21 protein-coding genes and 1 tRNA gene are annotated in these 23,598 nt (G+C 42.1%); 12 read left to right on the top strand and 10 right to left on the bottom strand.

From position 1 onward, the window contains the following. The 10 genes from L0B18_RS18040 to rpoC form a co-directional block, all read left to right on the top strand. Nucleotides 1-108, top strand: a 108-nt coding sequence (locus tag L0B18_RS18040; protein WP_234573310.1) for a hypothetical protein, incomplete at its 5' end; no start/stop codon positions are given. A gap of 48 nt (nucleotides 109-156) precedes the next feature. Beyond that, nucleotides 157-230, top strand: a tRNA-Trp gene (locus L0B18_RS18035). Nucleotides 231-252: 22 nt separating this feature from the next. Next, complete coding sequence (secE, locus tag L0B18_RS18030; protein ID WP_234573304.1) at nucleotides 253-435, top strand: preprotein translocase subunit SecE; 183 nt, start codon at nucleotides 253-255, stop codon at nucleotides 433-435. Continuing rightward, complete coding sequence (nusG, locus tag L0B18_RS18025) at nucleotides 432-1,013, top strand: transcription termination/antitermination protein NusG (RefSeq protein WP_234573302.1); 582 nt, start codon at nucleotides 432-434, stop codon at nucleotides 1,011-1,013. The genes secE and nusG overlap by 4 nt, the downstream gene beginning before the upstream one ends. 61 nt (nucleotides 1,014-1,074) lie before the next feature. Further along, nucleotides 1,075-1,506 carry a 50S ribosomal protein L11 gene (rplK, locus tag L0B18_RS18020; protein ID WP_234573300.1) on the top strand — a complete coding sequence of 144 codons (432 nt, stop codon included), beginning with the start codon at nucleotides 1,075-1,077 and terminating at the stop codon, nucleotides 1,504-1,506. A 14-nt stretch (nucleotides 1,507-1,520) separates the two neighbouring features. Continuing rightward, nucleotides 1,521-2,219 carry a 50S ribosomal protein L1 gene (gene rplA / locus L0B18_RS18015; protein ID WP_234573299.1) on the top strand — a complete coding sequence of 233 codons (699 nt, stop codon included), beginning with the start codon at nucleotides 1,521-1,523 and terminating at the stop codon, nucleotides 2,217-2,219. Nucleotides 2,220-2,238: 19 nt separating this feature from the next. Then, nucleotides 2,239-2,763, top strand: coding sequence for a 50S ribosomal protein L10 (gene rplJ / locus L0B18_RS18010; protein WP_234573297.1), 525 nt, complete (start codon nucleotides 2,239-2,241; stop codon nucleotides 2,761-2,763). A gap of 52 nt (nucleotides 2,764-2,815) precedes the next feature. Beyond that, nucleotides 2,816-3,196, top strand: coding sequence for a 50S ribosomal protein L7/L12 (gene rplL, locus L0B18_RS18005; protein ID WP_234573295.1), 381 nt, complete (start codon nucleotides 2,816-2,818; stop codon nucleotides 3,194-3,196). Nucleotides 3,197-3,357: 161 nt separating this feature from the next. Further along, complete coding sequence (gene rpoB / locus L0B18_RS18000) at nucleotides 3,358-7,173, top strand: DNA-directed RNA polymerase subunit beta (RefSeq protein WP_234573292.1); 3,816 nt, start codon at nucleotides 3,358-3,360, stop codon at nucleotides 7,171-7,173. Nucleotides 7,174-7,212: 39 nt separating this feature from the next. After that, a complete protein-coding gene (gene rpoC, locus L0B18_RS17995) occupies nucleotides 7,213-11,514 on the top strand; it encodes a DNA-directed RNA polymerase subunit beta' (protein WP_234573291.1) in 4,302 nt (1,433 codons plus the stop codon). Nucleotides 11,515-11,761: 247 nt separating this feature from the next. Here rpoC and L0B18_RS17990 read toward each other — a convergent pair whose 3' ends face one another. Beyond that, on the bottom strand, nucleotides 11,762-12,070 hold the full coding sequence (locus tag L0B18_RS17990) for a YtxH domain-containing protein (protein WP_234573290.1): 309 nt from the start codon (nucleotides 12,068-12,070) through the stop codon (nucleotides 11,762-11,764). A 139-nt stretch (nucleotides 12,071-12,209) separates the two neighbouring features. On the opposite strand from L0B18_RS17990, the gene fsa reads away from it, so the two are divergent. Further along, on the top strand, nucleotides 12,210-12,866 hold the full coding sequence (gene fsa, locus L0B18_RS17985) for a fructose-6-phosphate aldolase (RefSeq protein ID WP_234573289.1): 657 nt from the start codon (nucleotides 12,210-12,212) through the stop codon (nucleotides 12,864-12,866). 22 nt (nucleotides 12,867-12,888) lie between these two features. On the opposite strand, the gene L0B18_RS17980 is transcribed toward fsa, so the two are convergent. From L0B18_RS17980 to L0B18_RS17965, 4 genes are all read right to left on the bottom strand, one after another. Then, nucleotides 12,889-13,614, bottom strand: coding sequence for a carbon-nitrogen hydrolase family protein (locus L0B18_RS17980; protein ID WP_234573287.1), 726 nt, complete (start codon nucleotides 13,612-13,614; stop codon nucleotides 12,889-12,891). Between the two features lie 168 nt (nucleotides 13,615-13,782). Beyond that, the gene (locus tag L0B18_RS17975) at nucleotides 13,783-14,889 is read right to left on the bottom strand and encodes an acyltransferase family protein (RefSeq protein ID WP_234573285.1); all 1,107 of its coding nucleotides are present in this window, start codon (nucleotides 14,887-14,889) and stop codon (nucleotides 13,783-13,785) included. A gap of 4 nt (nucleotides 14,890-14,893) precedes the next feature. Further along, complete coding sequence (locus L0B18_RS17970) at nucleotides 14,894-15,520, bottom strand: hypothetical protein (protein WP_234573284.1); 627 nt, start codon at nucleotides 15,518-15,520, stop codon at nucleotides 14,894-14,896. Nucleotides 15,521-15,558: 38 nt separating this feature from the next. After that, nucleotides 15,559-16,125 carry an ankyrin repeat domain-containing protein gene (locus L0B18_RS17965; RefSeq protein WP_234573282.1) on the bottom strand — a complete coding sequence of 189 codons (567 nt, stop codon included), beginning with the start codon at nucleotides 16,123-16,125 and terminating at the stop codon, nucleotides 15,559-15,561. Nucleotides 16,126-16,452: 327 nt separating this feature from the next. Between L0B18_RS17965 and L0B18_RS17960 the strand changes: the two genes are divergently transcribed. Beyond that, the gene (locus L0B18_RS17960) at nucleotides 16,453-18,516 is read left to right on the top strand and encodes a helix-turn-helix domain-containing protein (protein ID WP_234573281.1); all 2,064 of its coding nucleotides are present in this window, start codon (nucleotides 16,453-16,455) and stop codon (nucleotides 18,514-18,516) included. A gap of 200 nt (nucleotides 18,517-18,716) precedes the next feature. Here the strand turns inward: L0B18_RS17960 and L0B18_RS17955 are convergent, their stop codons facing one another. The 5 genes from L0B18_RS17955 to L0B18_RS17935 form a co-directional block, all read right to left on the bottom strand. Next, nucleotides 18,717-20,282, bottom strand: a complete 1,566-nt coding sequence (locus tag L0B18_RS17955) for a hypothetical protein (protein ID WP_234573280.1) — start codon at nucleotides 20,280-20,282, stop codon at nucleotides 18,717-18,719. A 24-nt stretch (nucleotides 20,283-20,306) separates the two neighbouring features. Further along, nucleotides 20,307-21,200, bottom strand: coding sequence for an SMP-30/gluconolactonase/LRE family protein (locus tag L0B18_RS17950; protein ID WP_234573278.1), 894 nt, complete (start codon nucleotides 21,198-21,200; stop codon nucleotides 20,307-20,309). Nucleotides 21,201-21,370: 170 nt separating this feature from the next. Further along, nucleotides 21,371-22,123, bottom strand: a complete 753-nt coding sequence (locus L0B18_RS17945) for a hypothetical protein (RefSeq protein WP_234573277.1) — start codon at nucleotides 22,121-22,123, stop codon at nucleotides 21,371-21,373. A 106-nt stretch (nucleotides 22,124-22,229) separates the two neighbouring features. Beyond that, nucleotides 22,230-23,240: a hypothetical protein gene (locus L0B18_RS17940; RefSeq protein ID WP_234573275.1), complete on the bottom strand. Its 1,011-nt coding sequence runs from the start codon at nucleotides 23,238-23,240 to the stop codon at nucleotides 22,230-22,232. Further along, complete coding sequence (locus L0B18_RS17935) at nucleotides 23,197-23,565, bottom strand: hypothetical protein (RefSeq protein WP_234573273.1); 369 nt, start codon at nucleotides 23,563-23,565, stop codon at nucleotides 23,197-23,199. The genes L0B18_RS17940 and L0B18_RS17935 overlap by 44 nt, the downstream gene beginning before the upstream one ends. Between the last annotated feature and the right edge of the window lie 33 nt (nucleotides 23,566-23,598).

The following is a 23,598-nucleotide window of genomic DNA, read 5'->3' as shown; positions in this document are numbered from 1 at the left end:
AATGTAAAACTGATCCAGCCGGTGGCCATGGAGCCGGGTTTGCGGTTTGCGATTCGCGAGGGCGGACGTACTGTCGGAGCCGGTGTGGTAAGTAAAATTAATGACTAATTAAGTCGTAGGTAATTTCGCCGGACAATTTTTGTCCGGCGATTTACTACGGGTGTAGCTCAGTCTGGCAGAGCACTGGTCTCCAAAACCAGGTGTCGGGAGTTCGAATCTCTCCACCCGTGCTATCAGATAAAGGGTTTAATTATGCAAAAAATAAAAGAATTCATAGAAGGTGTTCGCAAGGAGATGGCAAAAGTATCTTGGCCGTCTCAACAGGAACTGATCGATAATACAATTATAGTAGTTGTGTTTACGATTATAATATCTGCATTCATCTTCGGAGTTGATCAAGTATATAGCACCATTTTGGGGGCGATTTATCAATGAGTTCAGCCAAAGAAAAAAAAGATGATGGGTTTGACTGGTACGTAGTACGCTGTTTTTCCAGTCATGAGAAGAAAGTCAAAGAGTTTCTGACGAGAGAAATTGAAGAACAGGGGCTTGAGCATAAAATCAAAGAAATTCTCATTCCCACAGAGACAGTTGTTGAAATCCGGTCGGGTAAAAAACGTACGAAAGAGAAGAATTTTTTCCCTGGTTACATTTTGCTTTACACCCGTTATGATGAAGAGGTAAATAATTTAGTGCAGGCTGCTCCTTCGTGTCTTGGCTTTTTGAAAGCCGGCAGGAGTGATGTAATCCCAACGCCTTTAAAACAGAGGGAAGTAGACAGAATTCTCGGCCGTGTAATGGATAGTGAAGAGATGGCCGAAAAAGGTGGTGTTGTAGACATCCCTTACAGAGAAGGAGATCTTGTAAAAGTAATTGACGGACCTTTCAAAGAATTTGATGGTACAGTACAGGAAGTGCTTACAGATAAGTTAAAGTTGAGAGTTTTGGTAAGCATTTTTGGTAGAAAAACCCCGGTTGAAGTTGACCTGAATCAGGTCGAGTCAACCACCTAAGAACTTTAAAACGTGAGCTATTACGCAGCAAACAGAAGCATGAATCGCTAATTGATTCTATATGGCAAAAAAAGTAGATAAAGTGCTTAAACTTCAGATTGTTGGTGGCCAGGCCAATCCCGCTCCCCCCGTGGGGCCAGCTTTGGGACAGGCAGGTATCAATATTATGGAGTTTTGTAAAGCATTTAACGCACAAACCCAAGATAAGGCAGGCACTATTATTCCTGTTGAGATTACTGTGTACGCGGATAAATCGTTTAGCTTCAAAACGAAGACCCCGCCGGCCGCAGTTCTTCTCAAAAAAGCCGCCAACATCAAATCCGGATCAGGTGAACCCAACCGTGCAAAAGTTGGGAAAGTAACCTTCGAACAATGCCGGGAAATTGCAGAGCAGAAGATGGAAGATCTGAATGCTTATGATGTTGATAATGCTGCAGAAATGATTGCAGGTACTGCCCGAAGCATGGGTTTGAGAGTAATCCGAGATAATTAACAAGGATGTAAGAAATGGCAAAAAGAAGTAAGAAATATCAACAGGTCGCTGAATTGATCGATCCTGAAATGGAATACACGCTCGAAGAGGCATGTGATCTTGTGAAGCAGACAAGCACAACTTCTTTTGATGCTTCCGTAGATCTTGATCTGCGGTTAGGTGTTGACCCACGACATGCCGATCAAATGGTTCGTGGTACTGTTTCGCTTCCTCACGGAACTGGAAAAGAGGTTCGTGTGCTTGCTTTCGTAAATGAAGCTAAGCAGCAAGAGGCGGAAGAGGCCGGAGCCGACTATGTGGGCCTTGATGAATACATTGCGAAAATTGAAGATGGTTGGGCTGATATCGATGTTATTATCGCCACACCGGATGTCATGGGTAAAATTGGGAAGCTTGGTCGACATTTAGGGCCAAGAGGTCTGATGCCGAATCCAAAAAGTGGAACAGTTACCACTGAGGTTGGAGAAACCGTTAAGCAGTTTAAAGCCGGAAAAATTGATTTCCGTGTTGATAAAACAGGTATTCTTCATACATCAGTAGGGAAAGCAAGTTTTGACGCAAGCGATTTGCGTGAAAATCTTATTTCGTTCCTTCAGACCATCATGAAGTTGCGGCCGGCATCTGCAAAAGGTCAATATGTAAAAAGTGCATATTTAAGCACTACAATGGGCCCGAGCATTCAAATTAGCCGATCATCAATTATTTCAATTTAGAAATTAATCAATTACAACAATGCCGACATTAACAGAAAAAAAGGCAATTGTAGAAGAAATTACCGAGCAGCTTAACAGCGCAAATGCAGTATATATCACCAATTACTCAGGCATGTCTGTGTCTGACATGGGTGAATTGCGCGGGAAGTTTCGCGATGGTAACGTGCACTTTAAAGTGTATAAAAATACACTGATAAAAAGGGCAATGGATACAATTGGCGGATATGATGACCTCTATCCACACCTGGCAGACCAAAATGGTTTTGCTTTTGTGGAGGAAGAGCTTGCTGCACCTGCTAAAGTATTGAAAGACTACATTAAGGAACATAATAAGCCTCAATTCAAGGCTGCCTTAATTGATGGTGACTTTTATTCAGAAGATCAACTTGAAACGCTGGCCGCTATGAAGTCTAAGAGCGAAGTTATCGGCGATATTGTTGGTCTGTTATTGGCACCAATTTCCAACGTAGTGAGTGGATTGCAGGCACAAGGCGGCAATCTTGCAGGAGCAATTAAAACCATCGCTGAAAAAGGCGAGGAATAACCAACACAATACAAACTTTTTAATTAAAACCGACGAACGGAGAATAAAAACAATGGCTGACGTTAAAGAAATCGCAGAACAACTCGTTAATTTAACGATTAAAGAAGCGAATGAACTTGCGAAAGTTCTTGAAGAAGAATACGATATCAAACCTGCGGCTGCGGCTGTAGCTGTTGCCGGCCCAGCTGGCGGTGGCGCTGAAGGCGGCGGCGGAGAAGAGCAAACAGAGTTTGACGTAGTTCTGAAATCTGCTGGCGCTAAGAAAATTGCCGTTATTAAAGAAGTACGCGGTATTACCGGTCTTGGACTTAAAGAAGCCAAAGAACTGGTTGACAATGCACCCAACACTGTTAAAGAAGGTGTTGCCAAAGCAGAAGCTGAAGATCTGAAAGCAAAATTAGAGGAAGCCGGAGCTGAAGTAGAGCTCAAGTAACCGGCTGAACCCAGTATATTGCCATAGCCGACATCTAAAATAGGTGTTGGCTTTTGGCGTCTAAATCATATGTGAGATTTTCAATCAGGAGTTCGTTTACCAGATAGAGCTCGCTCACATTTCTTTTTAACCTAAAGGAGAACTTCCTTTTGAGTACAACTATGGAGAAAATCCCGTTTACCGATCGCCTTTCATTCGGCAGAATTAAAAATGTAATAGATTACCCTGACTTCCTGGATATACAATTAGAATCATTCAATACATTTGCACAATTGGATGTTGCTCCGAATGATCGAAATAACCAGGGTTTGCAGAGAATATTCAATGAGAATTTCCCGATCCAGGATTCAAGGGAGACTCACATTCTTGAATTTATCTATTATTCTGTCGACACACCAAAATATAATATTCGAGAATGCCAGGAACGCGGACTCACATATGCAATTCCGCTAAAGGCAAAATTGAGACTCTCTTCCGTTGACAGTTCCGACGAAGCCTCCGAGACCATTGAGCAGGAAGTTTTTCTTGGCGACCTGCCTTGGATGACAGAGCGGGGAACGTTCATTATCAACGGGGCTGAGCGAGTTATTGTAAGCCAGTTACACCGTTCACCCGGTGTATTTTTCGGGCAGAATATTCACCCGAATGGTACACAGCTTTATTCAGCTCGAGTCATTCCATTTAAAGGCTCATGGATTGAGTTTACCAACGATATCCGTGATGTGCTTTGGGCATACATCGACAGGAAGAAAAAGATTCCTGCAACTACACTGCTTCGGGCACTTGGATACTCTGAAGACCTCGAAATTCTTAACTTGTTTGGGCTTTCCGAAGAAGTTTCTTTCGGTTCCAAGAAGAAATACAACGATGATCTTGTGGGCGAAAGGCTTGCTACAGACATCACCGTAGAGGTAACCGAGGAAGTAGTTGATGATGAAACCGGGGAAGTAACCGAGGCTACCAGTCGCAAAGTGTTGCTGGAACGGGATCATGAATTGACTGAAGACGATTACGGTATTTTGAAGGAAGCCGATGTCAAGAAAATTCTGGTACAAAAAATTGGTGCTGAAGAGTCCGAGCGTTCAGTAATCATGAATACGCTGAGAAAAGATCCTTCTCATGACGATGTAACGGCACTCGGTGAGATTTATCAGCAGATCAGAACTGGCGAAATGCCCGATCCTGAAACTGCACGACAGGTTCTCGAACGATTATTCTTCAGCGATAAGAAATATGATCTCGGTGAAGTAGGCCGATACCGGTTGAATAAACGACTGAAACTGGATGTAGAGCCAGATATTCAGTATCTCACGAAAGAAGATGTTGTCGCAATTATTAAAGAGGTGATTCGCCTCAAAGAAATGAAATCCCAGGTGGATGATATTGATCACCTGAGTAACCGACGTGTGCGAACCGTTGGCGAACAGTTAGGACAACAATTCTCTATTGGTTTGGCCCGTATGGCACGAACCATCAGAGAAAGAATGAACTCCCGCGATGCTGAGCAACTTACTCCACAGGATCTGGTAAATGCACGTACTATTTCAAGTGTGATTAACAGTTTCTTTGGTACGAATCAGCTGTCACAGTTTATGGATCAAACCAATCCAGTTGCGGAGTTGACTCACAAGCGACGTATGTCTGCATTAGGCCCTGGCGGTTTGACACGTGAACGAGCCGGTTTTGAAGTTCGTGACGTTCACTATACACACTACGGACGTCTTTGCCCGATTGAAACGCCTGAAGGTCCGAACATCGGTTTGATTACGTCACTCTGTATTCACGCAAAAGTGAATGATTTCGGGTTTATTGAAACTCCCTATAGAAGAGTGAAAGAAGGCAAAGTGACTAGCGATGTTGAATATCTTGCTGCAGAACAGGAAGATGAAACGGTCATTGCCCAGGCAAACGCTCCGATTACGGACGACGGAGCTTTCGAAAATGAATCAATTTTCTCACGGTTCAGAGATAGTAACGTAGGACTTGCCAAACCAGAGCAGGTTGAGTACATGGATGTATCTGCAAACCAGATCACATCTCTGGCAGCTGCGCTGATTCCGTTTATTGAACATGATGATGCTAACCGTGCCTTGATGGGCTCGAACATGCAGCGTCAGGCAGTGCCGTTATTGCGTCCTGAATCGCCAATCGTAGGTACCGGTTTGGAGCAACGTGCTGCAAAAGACTCCCGGGCAATCATTACGGCCGAAGGAGACGGTGAGGTTGTTTACGTAAGTGGTGATGAGATCCGCATCAAATATGATCGGACTGAAATGGAGCAGGATTGCTACTTTGATGAAGGTATCAAGAGTTACAGACTTCAGAAATTTGAGCGAAGTAACCAGGATACTACCGTTAATCAGCGCCCGATTGTAAGTGTTGGCGATAAAGTAAAAGAAGGTGATGCGATTGCCGATGGATGCGCTACTGAAAAAGGTGAGCTCGCACTTGGCAGAAACCTTCTTGTTGCTTTCATGCCATGGCGTGGTTATAACTTTGAGGATGCGATTGTTATCAGTGAGCGAATTGTTCAGGATGACGTTTATACATCTATTCACATTACTGAATTCGAGCAGCAAGTTCGCGACACCAAACGTGGTGAAGAAGAGTTAACCCGCGAGATTCCAAACGTAAGTGAGGAAGCTACCAAAAACCTCGACGAGCAGGGAATCATCCGCGTAGGTGCAAAAGTAAATCACGGTGACATTCTCGTTGGTAAAATTACTCCGAAGGGAGAAACCGATCCAACACCGGAAGAGAAACTTCTGCGCGCTATTTTTGGTGATAAAGCCGGCGACGTGAAAGATGCATCCCTGAAAACACCTCCGGGTGTATCAGGAGTTGTGATCAACACGAAACTCTTTAGCCGTAAGCGTGATGAGCAAATCTCCCGCAAGGAAGAGAAGAAAATGGTTGAACAGGAAAACGACCGTCATGCTCAGAAACTGGCTGAACTCAACCAGAAGTGGGCTGATAAAATGTACAGCTTGTTGCGGGATAAAACATCGCCAGGTGTTTACAATTACAGCGATGTTGAACTGATTCCAAAAGGCGAGAAGTATAAGAAATCTGTTTTCGAAGAGCTCGATCCCGTTAATATCAACGAAAATATCGACTGGGCTACTGACGATGAACTTGTGAAGCATGTCAAGCTGCTCTTCAAAAACTACAGAGAGCTTCGAAGAGAAATTGATACAGAGGCCAAACGGCGTAAATACCAGATTCAGGTAGGCGACGAGCTGCCCCCGGGAATTATTCAAAAAGCCAAAGTCTATGTTGCCAAGAAGCGAAAAATGCAGGTTGGTGATAAGATGGCCGGACGACACGGTAACAAAGGTGTAATTGCCAAAGTTGTTCCTGTTGAAGATATGCCGTATATGGAAGATGGAACTCCTGTAGATATTGTTCTTAATCCCTTGGGTGTACCATCTCGTATGAACCTCGGCCAGATTTATGAAACTATTCTGGGCTGGGCAGGCGCCAAACTTGGGGTTAAATATGCTTCCCCAATTTTTGACGGAGCATCTTACGATCAGGTTCAGGAAGAGCTGGAAAAAGCAGGTCTTCCGAAGGACGGACGTGTGCACCTCTATGATGGCCAAACCGGTGAGAAGTTAGATCAGAAAACTACCGTTGGCTACATGTATATGCTTAAACTCAATCACTTGGTTGAAGATAAGATGCACGCACGGTCAATCGGTCCGTACTCGCTGATTACACAGCAGCCATTGGGTGGTAAAGCACAGTTTGGTGGCCAGCGACTGGGTGAGATGGAGGTTTGGGCACTGTACGCTTATGGTGCGGCCAACATATTGAAAGAGATGCTCACTGTTAAGAGTGATGATGTGAAAGGACGATCTAAGGTTTACGAAGCCATCGTGAAAGGTGAAAACCTTCCGGAAGGCGATGTGCCTGAATCGTTTAAAGTTTTATTACGTGAATTAATGGGTCTCGGTCTCGAAATCCATATTGACTAAGTTTTGTTCTGTTAATTAAATCTAAAAGGAGGTTTTCCTTTGCCGTCTACACAAACATTAACCGTATCAAAAGACTTCGACAAAATTGGGATTTCTTTGGCCTCGGCCGAAACGATTTTATCCCGGTCTCATGGAGAAGTTCTTACACCAGAAACGATCAATTACAGAACATTCAAACCGGAAATGGATGGTCTTTTCTGTGAAAAGATCTTCGGACCGGTTAAAGATTATGAATGCCACTGTGGTAAATACAAGCGTATCCGTTACAAGGGAATTATCTGTGACAGATGCGGTGTAGAAGTTACCAGAAAAGCTGTTCGAAGAGAACGAATGGGGCATATTACCCTTACCGTTCCCATCGTGCATATCTGGTACTTCAAATCCCTGCCGAGCAAGATTGCATATTTGCTGGGCTATTCATCTAAAAACCTCGAGCGTATTGTCTATTACGAAACGTTTGTGGTGATTAATCCTGGCCTCGCCAGAGACCTCGGTTATAAGCGTGGTGATATGATTTCGGAAGAAGAGAAATTCGATATTCTCGACCAGCTTCCAGAAGATCACTACGAAATGGATGATGACGATGAAGATAAATTTGTCGTAAAAGATGGTGCTGAAGCTATTGAAGCACTTCTTACAGACATGGATCTCGACAGCCTTGCGTACACGCTGAGAGATGAGGTGAAAAACGAAACCTCTCAGATGCGCAAGAAGAAAAAGCTGAAGAGACTTCAGGTAATTGAATCATTCCGCTCAGCAAATCAACACACGGAGAATGATCCAAGATGGATGATTCAAAGCGTGATTCCGGTTATTCCTCCGGAACTACGTCCGCTTGTACCACTCGAAGGTGGTCGTTTTGCAACGTCTGACCTGAATGATCTATACCGACGGGTAATCATCAGAAATAATCGTTTAAAGAGACTGATCGACATTAAAGCTCCTGATGTGATTCTCAGAAATGAGAAACGAATGCTCCAGGAAGCGGTTGATTCTCTTTATGACAACTCAAGAAAATCAAACGCTGTACGGAATAATAACCGTCCTCTGAAATCCCTCAGCGATATGCTGAAAGGAAAGAGCGGTCGATTCCGACAAAACCTTCTTGGTAAGCGTGTTGACTATTCCGGACGATCTGTAATTGTTGTAGGTCCTGAGTTGAAAATGCACGAGTGCGGTCTTCCGAAAGAGATGGCCATTGAGCTTTATAAACCGTTTGTAATCCGCCGACTCATTGAACGTGGATACGTAAAAACGGTGAAAAGCGCCAAGAAAGTGGTAGATCGCCGCGACCAGGTAGTTTGGGAAGTTCTTGAAAATGTGATTGACGGACACCCCGTTATGCTGAACCGTGCACCGACCCTTCACCGATTGGGTATTCAGGCCTATCAGCCGGTACTGATTGAGGAGAAAGCGATTCGATTGCATCCGCTCTCATGTACAGCTTTTAACGCTGACTTTGATGGTGACCAAATGGCTGTTCACCTTCCCTTGAGTCATGATGCCGTACTTGAAGCATCCATTCTCATGCTTGGTTCGCACAACATTTTGAGCCCTGCAAGTGGTGGACCGATTGCTGTTCCCTCACAGGATATGATTTTGGGTATTTATTACCTGACCAAAATGGGTGGTGGTAAACGAGGAGAAGGTAAAACATTTGCCAATGCCGACGAGGTTTTGATTGCTTACGATCAGAATAAGATTGATGTACATGCGAAGATTAACGTTCGAATTCCAAAAGTGAATGAAGACGGTGAGACAGAGTATGAGATTATCAAAACCACTACCGGGCGTGTACTTTTCAACAGAATTGTACCGGAAGAAATGGGCTTCGTGAACAAGACTCTCGGAAAGAAAGAATTGAGAGTATTGATTGGTGATATTCACAGCGAAACCGGAACAACAAAAACCGCAGAGTTTTTGGATAATATGAAGAAAATGGGTTTTGAACGGGCTACCACTGGTGGTCTGTCCTTCAGCCTTGAAGACATTATTATTCCGGAAGCGAAGCAAAAACTCATTGAGAAAGCTCAATCTGAAGTAGCTGAAATTCAGGATCGTTATGAAATGGGTTTCATTACGGATAATGAGCGATATAACCAGGTAATTGACAAATGGACAAGTACCACAAACCGTGTTTCTGAAACACTTTTCCAAAGCCTTGCGGATGATAAAGATGGTTTCAATGCCGTATTTATGATGGCCGATTCCGGTGCTCGTGGTTCGAAAGAGCAGATTCGTCAGCTTGGTGGTATGCGTGGTTTGATGGCGAAGCCTCAGAAAAGCTCTATGCAACAGGGCAATGAGGTTATCGAAAATCCGATTCTTTCAAGTTTCCGTGAAGGGTTGACCGTTCTGGAATACTTTATTTCAACACACGGTGCCCGTAAAGGTTTGGCGGATACAGCTTTGAAAACGGCTGATGCCGGGTACCTTACACGACGACTCGTGGATGTTTCTCAGGACATTATTATTAATGAGCAAGACTGTGGAACGCTGCGTGGTATTAAAATGCAGGCGTTGAAAGACAATGAGGATATCATTGAAAGTCTTGAAAACAGAATCATCGGGCGTGTATCTATGCACGAGATTCGCGACCCAATTTCAGATGAGCATATCTGTGATGCGAATGAACTGATCACAGAGAAAATTGCTAAGAAAGTTGCTGAAACCAGCATCGAAGAAGTTGAAATTCGTTCCGTGCTTACATGTGAAACCGAGCGTGGTGTGTGTGCGAAATGTTACGGACGGGATATGGCGCGTAATTCACTCGTTCAAACGGGTGAAGCTGTAGGTGTAATTGCCGCTCAGTCTATTGGTGAGCCGGGTACACAGTTAACCCTTCGAACCTTCCACGTTGGAGGTACAGCTTCTCGTCTCGAATCTGATTCACAACACAAAGCGAAATTCGATGGAAAAATTGAATTCGAAAACGTACGTGTTGTTGAATACGACGATGGTGAAGAAATTCACAACGTTGTATTGAGCCGTGCAGGGGAAATGAAGATTGTCGGTGAAGATGGCAAGATCCTCAACACTTATAATGTGCCTTACGGTGCAGAAATGCTTGTTGAAGAGGGTGATAAAGTTCCGAAAGGAATGCCGCTCTGTAAGTGGGATCCGTACAACGCACTGATTTTTAGTGAATTGGATGGTACCGTTGAGTACAAAGATATCATCGAAGAAATTACTTATACCGCTGATACAGACGCTCAAACCGGACACAGGGAGAAAGTGATTATCGATTCTCGTGATCGATCCCTTGTACCTACTGTGGTTGTTAAAGGCAATGACGATCGAATCCGCGAGAACACACTTCCTGTTGAAACTCACATCGTTGTAGATGATGGCGAGAAAGTTCAGGCAGGTCAGGTTCTGGCGAAAATTCCACGGGCTGCTTCTAAATCAAAAGATATTACCGCTGGTCTGCCGCGTGTAACCGAGCTGTTTGAGGCACGGTCTCCAAGCGATCCGGCTACCGTATCCGAGATTGACGGTATCGTGAGAATGGGCGGAAGAAAACGAGGCTCTCAGGAAGTGATTGTTGAGAGTAAAGACGGTACAGAAGAGAAGAAATATTTGATCTCCCTGTCCAAGCATATTCTCGTTCAGGAAAATGACTTTGTGAAAGCAGGTCAGGCACTTTCCGATGGAACCATTCCGGCTCAGGAAATTCTCAATATTCTTGGACCATTTGCCGTACAGTCGTACCTGGTGAATGAGATTCAGGAGGTTTACCGATTGCAGGGTGTGAAAATTAATGATAAGCACATTGAAGTTATTGTGCGCACCATGATGCAGAAGGTTGAGGTTACTGATCCGGGAGATACGATGTTCCTCGAAGGTGACAAAGTTGACCGATTTGAGCTGAACAACAAAAATGACGAATTGATCGGTAAGTTTGTAGTAACGGATCCGGGCGGAAGCGAGCTGAAACGAGGAGCTATTCTCGACAGACGTCAAGTTCGGGATCATAACAACGATCTGATCAAAGAAGGCAAAGATGAACTGCAAACACGCGAAGCGGAACCGGCGATTTCGAAACCGATTCTGTTGGGTATTACGCGTGCATCGCTTTCAACAGAAAGCTGGTTGTCAGCCGCATCCTTCCAGGAAACCACGAAGGTTCTTACTCAGGCTTCCATCGAAGCGAAGAGAGACTTCCTGCGCGGCCTGAAAGAGAATGTGATTGTTGGCCACAAAGTACCTGCAGGAACAGGGCTGCATAAATATGAAGAACTCATTGTGGGTTCCAAAGTAGATCTGGATGAGCAGGACGAGGATATCCAAAAAGTGTTCGAAACGCTTGGAGCGGATCATCCCGAAGAAGAAAACGAATAAAAAGAAAAGCCCTGGTGAAAATCAGGGCTTTTTTGTTTTAAAGAGATAAGTGTAGAAAACCGCGAAGTTTAAAACTTCGCGGTTTTTTTATTTCTGAAGGTTTATTTCAAGATAGAAATGAGTAGCTACCCTTCTAAACTATACCAACAATAGAGATTGGAAATTAGCAGAAGCAGAGTGTCCATAGAACGTTCCAGAATTGATCTCTGAAACGAGTAACAAGGCGGCCTTTAAAAAAAATTAAGCGTTAGTTTCTCTTGGATTTTTCGATGTTTTCAAGAAGCGTTTCTGCTTCTTTGATCAAATCATCAGCGCGTTTTTTGGCATCGGTTACAACATCATCGCCTTTCTGTTTTGCATCGGAAGAAAATTTGTTCTTCTCATCCTGGAGTTTTTTAATCAACCGGTTGATATCATCAATGTATTTACTCAACTGGTAGGATAATCTTCCACGGGTATTCGATCCTTTATCGGGGGCATAGAGAAGTGCGGCGGCTGTTCCTAGTAATGCTCCGGCCACTAAACCAAGTGTAAAATCTTTTCCTGAATTACTCATAATATATGATAGAGTTTTAAAGTCAATTAATAGTATAAAATATAAAAACCTGAGTGATGAATAAATAGAATTTAAGCTTTCTTGATTCTATACATTCACTATATTCCAAACAAGGAAAAACTTAAAAATATTATCTGTTATGAAATTTTTTATTGATACAGCCGATCTCGATGAAATTCAGGAAGCCAATGACCTGGGCGTTCTTGATGGAGTAACCACAAACCCGAGTCTTTGCCACAAAGTAGGAGTCAGTGATTTCGAAGGCCACATTGCCAAAATTTGCCAAATTGTAGAGGGGGATGTTTCTGCTGAAGTGATTTCTACAAAATATGCTGATATTGTAGCAGAAGGCCGAAATATTGCTTCTATTGCGGACAATGTGGTTGTAAAAGTTCCGCTTATCAAAGACGGTATAAAAGCGATTAAAACATTTACAGAAGAAGGGATCAAAACAAACTGTACGCTTTGCTTTTCGGCCACACAGGCCATGATTGCCGCTAAAGCGGGTGCAACATATATCTCACCATTCATCGGGCGTGTAGACGATATTTCAAGTGATGGAATGACTCTTATCGAAGACATTGTTCAAATCTATGCCAACTATGGGTTTGCCACGGAAGTTCTTGCCGCGAGCATTCGTCATCCGTTACACGTTCTTGAAGCTGCCCGTATCGGCGCCGATGTAGCTACTATGCCATTGAAAGTGATCGAGCAACTTCTGAAACATCCGCTAACGGATAACGGCCTTGAGCGATTCCTTGCCGATTGGGATAAGCTTCAGGAAAGTTTGAAATAAGCTTGAAGAGAGTAATAGAGAGTTAGATTATTTCTGAAATCATCTGAGTCTGGGTATTCAGCATGAGAATACCCTCTCTTGATTCATCTAGTTGTGCGAGTAATATGCCTCTGTCATTCCAGGCAGAAGATTTGCCGGCACATTCCTGGCCGTCAGCCATGCCAATACAATTGGCCATCAAAACAGACATTGAATATTGATCAGCGATCTGACTCAATCTCTGAACGGCTGTATCAATTCCTGCTTGAGATTTTGCCACACTGGCGAGATAGATATTTGCTCCATTTTCATAAGCAGCTTTGCAATGAGCCGGAATGGATATCTCATAACAGATGCCAAGGGCAATTTTTTGGTCTCCAATAACCAGTAAAGGAGATTTATTTCCACTGATGAAGTATAGCTCTTCATCCTGATGCAAATATTGCTTGGAGTAAAGCCTCCTCTTTTGGTTCGGTTGAAAGATGATCATACTGATGCAAATTCCATTCCGGTGCCGGGTAGGAGCTCCAATACCGATCGTGATATGATTTGCATCACCCACCTTCTGAAAAACAGCCAGTCTTTTATCCTCGAGATTGAGCGCCAGCTCCCTGGCCAATGTAGGTTCATATCCTGTTAATGACAATTCAGGAAAAAAGATAGCATCGGCTCCGAATGATACAGCCAGGTCAGCATATTTTTTGTGAATCTGGATATTCTGACGGATATCACCGGGAACGGGCTTTACCTGTGCGATGCAAATTTTCATTTCGTAATCAACTAATTGACAATCAGGGGAGATCACAACACTTTAAATCCTTTACAAAGCAATATTATGAAAAGAAAGAGAAACTTTATAAAGATCTGTAAAATGAAATTCAATTTCACAGGGAGACTTCATATCTGTTCCTGTTTTTACTTCTCTTAAAATCTTATTCTATTTGTTACAAGGTACAATTTTGACTTTGTGTCCAGCTTTCTCTTTTCCCATACTTTTTAGTCCGAAGAGAGGTCTGAGTATGTTGATTCTCCTGATGACAAAATCATACATCGCAAAACAGCCAATACCTGTAAATATTATTACAAAGATAAATTTCAGGAGTACAGGAATCTCAAGTGGAAAAATCAGGAAGCATCCCAAATACAAAAAAATCATATGGACGATGTAAATGGGGTAGGCTCCCTGGCTTAAGTAACGCAGGGTTTTACTCGGTCGGTTGAGGTGCTTATATCCAAACCCAAAGACGGCACAAACCCACATATTCGATTCAATAGCCATTAGGTAGAGAGGAGCCTGAAGATTAAATTCGATGATCCGATAAATATAAAATGAGACAGCGAGGATAAGAAACAGCCATCGCCATTTTAAGACAGTTTGCCAGAAGATTTCTCCACTCAGGACAAAACAAAATCCGAAGAAGAAAGCCAGCAGTCCGATGAAAAATCCATGTAGAGTCATTGCATACTGTTCAAAAGTTTCGGGTTGAACGATTACGGCCTCCAGCATGAAAGCTATTACAATAATTAATAAACCGAATGGGTGGCTGAAAACCTTTTGTAACCAGGCTCGGAGCATTCCGTTCTCATGCCTTTTCAGGTAGAAAAAAATGGGAGCGAGCAGGATCACATAAATAAAAATATTGGCAAGAAACCATAAATGACCCGGATGAATCACATAGCTAATATCCTGTCTGTAATACACTTGCCAAATGTAGAAGTGGATAGGAACGATAAATATCATACCGAAAAGAAATGGCAGTAAAATCCGTCTTGTTCTTTCAATGAGCAGTTGTTTCCAGTCTCGCTTTCGGATGGCGAAACAGACTCCCATTCCGGAGACAAAAAAAAGCAGAGGAATTCTCCACCCATTCAACATCGACATTCCCACCCAAATTGATTCCAGTGAGCTGTCACTTTGAATAAATCCGATTAATACTCCCCAGGGCTGAAAGGCTACGGCAATGTGATAGACCAAAAGTAACCCGATGGCAATCACCCGTAGCCAGTCTATATCGTACCTTCTGTTGGTTGTTGTTGATTTCATGAGGCTAAAATTTTCCATATAAAATTGTTATTTGTGCCGATATGCCGCTCACGTCAGAATCCGTGAGAATTGGGTAGTTACTCACATCGGGATGGCGGAAACTCCCCGGATTAAAATCTATTCCATTTGTAAATCGATAGGTGGCTCCTGCACCGACTTGCAGAGATTCGGTTACATTCAAAACCATATTAAAACCCGGTTCCAGGATAAAGCAGGCATCGCCGGTATAATCAATCGAGTCATGTGGTTTAGAGTAGTTTTTTACATCGTTATAAACACCCCCGGCACCAATCATGCTTTCGATGTCAAAATGAATCAGGCGATTCGGTTGGATGATATATTTAAGCAGTAATCCGCCTCCGCCAAATCCAACGGAGATATTTTGTAGTCCAACAGGTTCAAAAGGATTGACCAGCATATATCCCTTCGCTCCGATTACAAACTGATGATTAATAATTCCCACCGCTTCACCACCAAGAAAACACCCTGTTTGGCCATTGATTTGTCCCACTTTGAAAACCGGTGAACAGTACCAGCCACTTTCAATTTTCCCGTCATAGAGAGTTTTCATTTGGGCAATTACAGGCTTGGCGAGCAAAATGATGAGTATTGTGATAATGATATTTTTCATAATACCACCTCAAAATTTTTAGATGGATTAAAGTTGGTCTACCGTAACATTTCGGCAATGACGGGGCGTGTTTTCTCAATTCGGTTGTAGTCCAGTTTGAGGCCAAGTGGCCCAAGGTCTTTGCTGAGTTGATCGTAAATAGGCCGTGCATTTTCGAAGGGGATGGAAATAGTTTGCAGGGCAGTGGCCCCATAATCGTTCTGAATACTTTTATCGGCGCCATGTGCCAAAAGTGATTCGATGACTTCGGTTCGACAGAAAAGTGCGGCCACATGAAGAGCCGTAGATCCGTCATTGGTTTTGATATTTATATCTGCACCGGCTTCGATCAGCAGTATGGCGGCATCCGTTTTTCCAAACGTGATGGCGATGGTCAGCGGTGTAGAACCGTATTCATCTTTTATATCCAGGTTTGTTCCTGCATGAATATGTTGTTGGATGGCTTCGGTATTTCCCATATAGGCTGCTGTTGGGAGGTCCATACCTGGAGGAACCGCTGTTGAAGATGAATCCTGTTTTTTGTTACAAGATGTAGCGGCCATCACCAGGGTTAGAAAAAAGCCGATTGTTATGATTCGGGTTGAGTTGATTTTTAGCGTTTTCATGATTTTTGTATTTGTGAATTAGCGTTTTGCGTACACCTGTAAATTCGCAGAAAGGGTGATGCACGACTAATCAATAAACCGGCAAATCATGTCAACTTTGAGGAGTGAATTGTAATTATGACGCAGCAATGAAAATTATGATGCAGGCAGTCAAACTGATTTCAAAAAAACAAATCCAAATCATTCACTAATGAATTGGTAGTTCTTCCGTCCAGAGAGTAATTTATTAGGAAGAGACGATTCCACTTATGATGTGTAAGTGGATTGTTGTTTTCCTTCACTATCTCGTCTTTTTGAGGGAGTTCCGATGTTAATATAAATTTTGATATGATGGCGGATTCGTACTCAACCGGAAATGATTTTTTAGCCAAACTCACAAAGATCATAGAGGAAAACATCTCGGATGAGAAATTTGGAGTTTCAGAGCTTGCACGCGAAGTGGGCATGAGTCGTTCCAACTTGCTTCGGAAAGTGAAGAAATCCACAGGCCAGTCTGTAAGCCAGTTTATCAGGAAAGTTCGGCTTGAGAGAGCTATGGATATGCTGAAGACAGAATCATACAATGTCTCAGAAGTATCTTACAAAGTGGGATTTGGAAGCACATCGTACTTTATCAAATGTTTCCATGACCACTATGGATATCCGCCGGGAGAGGTAGGCAAGCATCCGGTTGAGGAAATTCCACCCGTTCCGGCAAAATCATCAGGAGAAGAAAAAACATTTTCACCCCTCAAAATGATCGGCGTTGGTTTTGCCTTACTTATTGTTCTTTTATTCTTGTTTGTGCCCGCATCAGAAACCGAAATAGAACCTGAAAAATCGATTGCGGTTTTGCCTTTCATTAACGACAGCAGCGATTCAACCAACGTGTATATTGTTAATGGTTTGATGGAATCAATTCTTAATAATCTGCAAAAAATAGAAGTTTTGCGTGTAGTCAGCCGGACGTCTGTTGAGAAGTACAGGAATAATCCCAAAACAATTTCAGAGATATCAAGAGAACTGAATGTAAACTATTTTGTGGAGGGAAGCGGCCAGAAAATCGGAGACGAGATTCAACTCAATATTCAATTGATTGAGGCTTCCACTGACAATCATCTGTGGTCTGAGCAATACAACAGGAAAGCAAGCGACATTTTTGAGTTGCAGCGAGAAGTGGCAAAAACCATTGCAGATCAGATCCAGGTGATTATCACCCCGGAAGAGGAGCAAAGAATTGATAAATCGCCCACAGATAATCTCATCGCATATGACTATTTTTTAAAAGGCGATGATTTTTTAAACATGGGTACCCGAAGCGGACTCGAAAAAGCCATTCCATTATTTCGGCAAGCGATTGAGTACGATCATGAATTTGCCCAGGCCTATGCCGACATCGCCATTGCCTATTATTTTTTGGATTACAATCAGGCAGAAAAAAAGTATTCTGATCAGGTTAACTATTATGCTGATCAGGCTTTGCTGTACGATCCGGAACTGGCCGAAAGTTTGATTGCGAAAGCTCTGTTCTATATACAAAGCGGGCAATTTGCATCGGCTCTTCCACATCTTGAGAAAGCTTTGGAGTACAATCCAAACTCGGCCACGGTCGTCAATATCTTGTCAAATTTTTACACCAGTTATATTCCCAATACTGGAAAATACCTTGAATATGCATTGAAGGGAATCCAGTTGGATATTGCAGCGCAGGATTCGGTCAATGCAAGTTACACTTACCTGCATGTGGCGAACGCGCTCGCGCAAACCGGTTTTTTGGATGAAGCGGAGACCTATATCAATCGCTCGCTGGAATATAACTCTGAGAATCTGTTTTCAGAATATGTCAAGGCGTACATTCTGTATGCGAAAGAGAAGAATCTTATGCAGGCGAGACGACGTCTCATCGAAACCCTTCAAAAAGATCCCACCCGCCCGGATGTAATGCAAGAGACCGCAAAGATTTGTTATTTTATGGGGGATTATGATTGCGCCTACCAATATTATTCTCAATTCCTGGAAATCAGGGCAACTCAAAATCTTGATATTTACCGGGGAGAAAATGCGAAAATTGCTTTTGTTTTATCAGAGATGGGATTGGAGGAAGAATCCGAACAGTTATTTGAGGATTACAAAGAATATGCTGAAAATGATCCATCCATTTATCGCCACTTGAGTTTGGCGGTTTACAATTCTTATACCGGAGATACCCGGCGGGCCATTGAGGAAATGAGGCAATTCTCGCAGCAAGAGAATTATCACTACTGGATTATTCTTTTTCTGAAACTGGATCCCTTATTGGATCCGATGAAAGACTCGCCGGAATTCAATGACCTTTACAATACTATAGAAACTAAGTTCTGGGAAAATCACCGAAGGTTGAAAGAATCCCTTGAGGAAAAAAATCTGCTTTGAACGTTGGATTACAAAATTATTTCTTTTATTCGGCTTCTTTAATTTTGAATTCTCTATAAACGGATACCCACCAGAGAACTCCAAGTCCGAAAAAGAAAACTCCCAAACCAGCCATAAAGATTCCAAAACTTATAAAAAATTCCATGATTATCTCCTTTTATTCTGGGTTGCCTGAATAAGTATAAAAAATAAGGTTGATTCTAATCATAGCCATGATACAGATAAAGAGCCCCGTAAGACCAATTAGGACCTTGTAAACCGGGATAATTAAATCTATCCATCATGAGGGCAACATATTTGAATGGGTAGCCATCCGGTAATTGCACAATATTTGGCCATACTCTTGTTCCTGATGTATCGTCCCAGGGAGGCAAATCCATGTTTAAATTTCCAACTTCTTTAAGATCAGGGTAGGTATAGATGAATATTTCCCGTTCTGAACTACCTGAAAAAGCATATCGTTTATCGCCTATTTTCTGAATGGATGTCCCGGTCGAATTGTGTTCAACAGGTCCGGCAATTCTTGTATAGTCTTTATTCCAATGATCCGATTCCAAAATAACGGCTTTATATCCATCGTGATTTTCACAGGTAAGCATTCGCCATTTATTTACTGCTGAATCAAACAAAATGTGTGGATCTTCAATATCACCAACAATTCCAAAAGGAGATGCACTCATGGTTGAAAAACCAAAGCGTGGATCTTGTTGACTCTCTATTGCAAGCAATTGTTTTTCCTCTTTATCGGGATTGGCAAATGCACTAAATCCTGTAGTAATCCCGCGCCAGATTTTATCATTTCTGTCGTAAAAAAGGTGCGAAGCAATTTCATTTCTGAGTAAACCGTCATTGCGATCAAACACTATGATTCCCTCAAGTTTTGGATCAAACACAGTCGGATTCATACTAAAAACACCCTGAATATGATGCGGTAAGGCGCGGCCGCGAATAGACATTGTATACCAAAGCCGTCCCTGGTCAAGCATCGGTTCTCCATTTTCGTAAGTAATTGCCCGAATATCAGACAGTCCCACTCCTGTGGTCAGTGCCATTTCTATTTTGTTGATCTGAACGTGTCCTTCCCGAAGCTTTACAAATAAATTTGACTGGAAAGAGTGCAGGTAATCTTTTTTACGTAAATCGATATATGTGTTGAAATCACTCTGTCCGATGACTTTGGGGAGACCTTGATTTTGAAGATACAGTGTGAGACCACTGCCCAGCATTTGGAGAATGATTTTGCCTTCCAAGCTTTTGTTCTCGTCCGGGTTAACGGCAATGGATTCATCAGTAACGATTCCGGATTTATGAACCACACGGAGGGTTACTTCTGTGAGAGTAGAATCATTAAATCCGATCGCGACAAAGAATTGTTCCTCATTAGCGGCATCTGAAAATTGAAAACCAACTTGGCCATTTCCGGAAAGAGAATTCAGATCAATTGAATAGGTTGCAAAAGGATTAAAGCCGCCAAACCATATCGAGGTTTGTGATTCTTGCTTCGATTGTACAACAAGTTTTTCATCACGAATGATAACATCAGCATGATTGTCACGGTAATGCTTTACAGGATGCATGGAGGATAACCCAATGATTTTTTTGGGATAAAGCCCCGCTAATGGTATAGATTGATCTTCGTCAAATATCATCCGTTGTACACCCTGTCGGACAAAATTCAGCTTGTCCGGATGAGTTTGAGACACGGCAATTTCTAAAGGCAGAGTAAGTAGAACTACAAAGAGAAATATATAATTAAAAAATTTCATCGTGTTTATTCTTCTCAATGGGTATTACTTTTTGATGCCTTTTACTTTCATCTTCAACGTATAAACGGCTGTACTGGCTGTGATGAATAATGTCTGATTATCCTCTCCACCAAACGTAACATTGGCTGTCCAGTTTTGGGGAACGGGAATGTGTTCAATTTGTTCTCCATTTTTGTTGAATACGAATACTCCTTTTCCTGTGAGGTAGAGATTTTCCTGTTCATCAAGCGTCACGCCATCCGATCCCATTTCAGTAAAAAGGGTTTTATTGGATAGAGATCCATCTTCATTGATGGAATAGGAATAGGTTTTTCCATCGCCGATATCAGCCACATAAAGAGTTTTTCCATCCGGAGTTCCGATGATTCCATTGGGTTGAACTAAGTCATCAGCTACAATCACCAGATTTTTACGATCAGGAGTGAGGTAATAAACTCTTTCTTCTTCAATGTCTTTTTCGGTTCGTTCCCAATAATCGCGCTGGTAATAAGGATCGGTAAAATAAATACCGCCTTTCAGGTCAGGCCAGAGATCATTCGGTCCGTTGAGACGTTTTCCGTTGTATCCATCCACTAAAACCTCAACTTCCATGTAAGGAGTAATCGACCAAAGTTCACTTTTTTCATCAGCACATGCCAGCAGATTTCCGTTATCATCAAAGTAGAGTCCGTTTGCGCGACCGGATTCATCCATAAACAAGTTCAATTCGCCTTCTGTAGTGTAAATCCAAATGTCGTTATTGGGCTGATCGGTGAAATAAATGTTTCCTTTGGAATCGGCAGCAGGTCCTTCCGTAAAACTGAATTGATCGGATATTAGCGTGAGTTCAGCTCCATCAGCAATAACAGAACGTTGTGCATGAAGCGAAAAGCTTGAGATCAGAACAAGTACAATAGTGTAGAGAGTAGATCGAATCATGTTATGAAATTGATTGCTTGGAAGACGTTTCTGCTTTGGCTCGAACCGTTTATGAGAATCAGCGGAAAGACAAATGACCAAAACAGCTGTTTCAGATTTAGCAGTTGTTATGATTGATATTCAGTACGCTTAAAAACATGATCCGCAAATCGATTTAACTTTGCAAATAACTATGAACCGGCAGACGCAATGTTTTTCATAGCAACCGTCCACTCCGGATCCATTTTTACAAGCCTGTTTTTCTTGAGATTTTCTTTGAGGATCCATCGAATATCCGGATCATTTTCATTCAACAAACTCTCAAAAAGTTCTTTTCCTTTGGCGGGACATGCAGCCATTGCAACGCTGAGTCCATATCCCAAACCTTTTTTCAAAACCCTGAACGGTTCGTTTTTTCGATCAGGAATTGTCTTGATGGATACAATGATTTGTTGGATGATATCCAGTACAGTTTGAGCTTGGTGGAGATCCTTCAGAAGAACCGGTTCACATAGTCCCGCAACAACGGCTCTCTTCTCATAAGGATTGCCGGTTGACCATTTTCGAAGATTTTCAATCAAAGAAATGAAATCATTTTGGCCGATTCTCTGTAAAGCAAAAGCAACACCTTCTCGAATCCGCCAGCGTGAATCGCTTGCAAGATTTCTCAATATCTGCCAGTAATCGGATTTTCCTTCACAAATGAGTTTACCAAGTCCGGCAGTGCCGCAGGCGGCCACAAATTCTCCCGGCGTGTTTGTTGGGGCAACCGTTTCATTATACGCAAGACATGTTTTAAAAAAAGCTTCATCGCCGGTATCCATGACTACTGCCAACAGTTCGAGATTACTTCTTGGACCGGGCAAGCCTGAATGTTTTTCCAGGTAAGAAATCCAGTCTTCTGTTTGCTGCAGGTTTGCAATATGTTGTTCTCTCGATATCATATTTCTCTTGGCTAAAATGTTTTTTTGGTGAGCTCAATGTTCTTCAAATAGAAATATAACTCTTCCGCAGATATTCGTGATTACATAATTAGATAACTAATGTAGATTAAAATAGGGGAAGGATGAGTTTATTTGCCAGAATTGGAGCAACCATATAAGAAAGGATGAATAAAAAATAGAAAGAGAGCAAAAATTGACTGCTGGAGATTAACTTTCCTAACGCATTCCATCTCGTGTATTTAACCTCATTGATGGTAATCGTAAATGCTCTTTCTTTGCTTTCGGTTAAGACCAATGAATCCGATAAATCCATGTAATACAGAAAGTTGGACAGTAACTTTGACCGATGTGCCAGATGTATGGGTTTAATTTCTACATTTGAAATCAACAGAAATGCTGCACTCATGATATATAAAAATCGAACGGATAGTTGACCGGATGTAATTACCAGCATCCCGCCATGAAAAATCAAACCAAGCAATATTGTGAGCCGGGTTCGTTTGGGAATTAACACGATGATTCCAAGAAGAAACTCTGTGAAAATGGTCATGATACCCAAACCCTTCGCCACCGTCATATTTTCTGCAGAAATCCATGATTGATACACTCCAACATCAAGAACATCTCTGAGAAAGAAATCGAAATACATTCCATTCCACCAGTCTGACGTAAATATTTTATTGATGGCCGCTCCGAGATAAAGAAGAGATATTTGAATGCGAAAAAGGGTGGATTGGTCCTTGTAGAGTCCAATCAATACCAGGAGACTCGCGATAAATGTTGTTGAATTTCCAAACATTGGTTTGGAGGAAAGAATGTAAAACAGAATGATTAATCCTGATATCAGGCTCAGAGTTAAATAATTGCCAATATTTAAAAGAATTAGCAGACAAGAAAAAATCAGAATAACAGAAGTAACGGTGTAAAAAAGCGGCGGCAATACATCTAAAAAATGTAGGAAGGGCAGATACGGAAGGTTGAATAAGGGAGCCGCTAAAAAACGGAGCTGAATAATAATGACAAAGAGAATGAGTGCTTTTAGTGCAACTATTATTCTTCCGGGAAGTTCAGGTTTATGGAATAATCTTGTCTTCAGGCCAGATCCATATTTTTTCACTGTGTCCGTTTGTTATAAAGGATAATTCAACAATAGCATTATCTTCTTTCCCATAGGTGGTTTCGTATTGCCTTATAATGGAAATGAGATTATGAATGCTTCTGTTTTCACGTCCATATCCCGGCTTTCGGTATCTATCTGTAATTTCATCCTTACCTAATTCCACTCCATCAACTGTAACATCTATATCATAAAATGAGATTTCATCATACGGTGCCCAACAGAAGAATTTTGTTTTTGTGAACCGTCCCACCAAAATCCCTGCAATTTGTAAAGAGAAAAATACGATCAGAAAAATTTTCCGGGTTGTTAGCATATTTTTCATAACCATTAATTTAGTAGTATTATAATCAAATAA

The organism is Rhodohalobacter sp. 614A (assembly GCF_021462415.1).
In the GTDB taxonomy this organism is placed as follows: Bacteria; Bacteroidota; Rhodothermia; order Balneolales; family Balneolaceae; genus Rhodohalobacter.
This window is presented reverse-complemented; position numbering and strand designations above follow the sequence as displayed.

What these genes read in the sequence shown, in the direction of transcription:
- L0B18_RS17960 (WP_234573281.1), top strand. Translation starts at nt 16,453, where the DNA reads ATGATGGCGGATTCGTACTCAACCGGAAATGATTTTTTAGCCAAACTC.
- nusG (WP_234573302.1), top strand. Translation starts at nt 432, where the DNA reads ATGAGTTCAGCCAAAGAAAAAAAAGATGATGGGTTTGACTGGTACGTA.
- rplJ (WP_234573297.1), top strand. Translation starts at nt 2,239, where the DNA reads ATGCCGACATTAACAGAAAAAAAGGCAATTGTAGAAGAAATTACCGAG.
- L0B18_RS17990 (WP_234573290.1), bottom strand. Translation starts at nt 12,070, where the DNA reads ATGAGTAATTCAGGAAAAGATTTTACACTTGGTTTAGTGGCCGGAGCA.
- L0B18_RS17950 (WP_234573278.1), bottom strand. Translation starts at nt 21,200, where the DNA reads ATGATTCGATCTACTCTCTACACTATTGTACTTGTTCTGATCTCAAGC.
- secE (WP_234573304.1), top strand. Translation starts at nt 253, where the DNA reads ATGCAAAAAATAAAAGAATTCATAGAAGGTGTTCGCAAGGAGATGGCA.
- L0B18_RS17980 (WP_234573287.1), bottom strand. Translation starts at nt 13,614, where the DNA reads ATGAAAATTTGCATCGCACAGGTAAAGCCCGTTCCCGGTGATATCCGT.
- fsa (WP_234573289.1), top strand. Translation starts at nt 12,210, where the DNA reads ATGAAATTTTTTATTGATACAGCCGATCTCGATGAAATTCAGGAAGCC.
- rplA (WP_234573299.1), top strand. Translation starts at nt 1,521, where the DNA reads ATGGCAAAAAGAAGTAAGAAATATCAACAGGTCGCTGAATTGATCGAT.
- L0B18_RS17935 (WP_234573273.1), bottom strand. Translation starts at nt 23,565, where the DNA reads ATGAAAAATATGCTAACAACCCGGAAAATTTTTCTGATCGTATTTTTC.
- L0B18_RS17970 (WP_234573284.1), bottom strand. Translation starts at nt 15,520, where the DNA reads ATGAAAAATATCATTATCACAATACTCATCATTTTGCTCGCCAAGCCT.
- rpoB (WP_234573292.1), top strand. Translation starts at nt 3,358, where the DNA reads ATGGAGAAAATCCCGTTTACCGATCGCCTTTCATTCGGCAGAATTAAA.
- rplL (WP_234573295.1), top strand. Translation starts at nt 2,816, where the DNA reads ATGGCTGACGTTAAAGAAATCGCAGAACAACTCGTTAATTTAACGATT.
- L0B18_RS17965 (WP_234573282.1), bottom strand. Translation starts at nt 16,125, where the DNA reads ATGAAAACGCTAAAAATCAACTCAACCCGAATCATAACAATCGGCTTT.
- L0B18_RS17945 (WP_234573277.1), bottom strand. Translation starts at nt 22,123, where the DNA reads ATGATATCGAGAGAACAACATATTGCAAACCTGCAGCAAACAGAAGAC.
- L0B18_RS17975 (WP_234573285.1), bottom strand. Translation starts at nt 14,889, where the DNA reads ATGAAATCAACAACAACCAACAGAAGGTACGATATAGACTGGCTACGG.
- L0B18_RS17955 (WP_234573280.1), bottom strand. Translation starts at nt 20,282, where the DNA reads ATGAAATTTTTTAATTATATATTTCTCTTTGTAGTTCTACTTACTCTG.
- rplK (WP_234573300.1), top strand. Translation starts at nt 1,075, where the DNA reads ATGGCAAAAAAAGTAGATAAAGTGCTTAAACTTCAGATTGTTGGTGGC.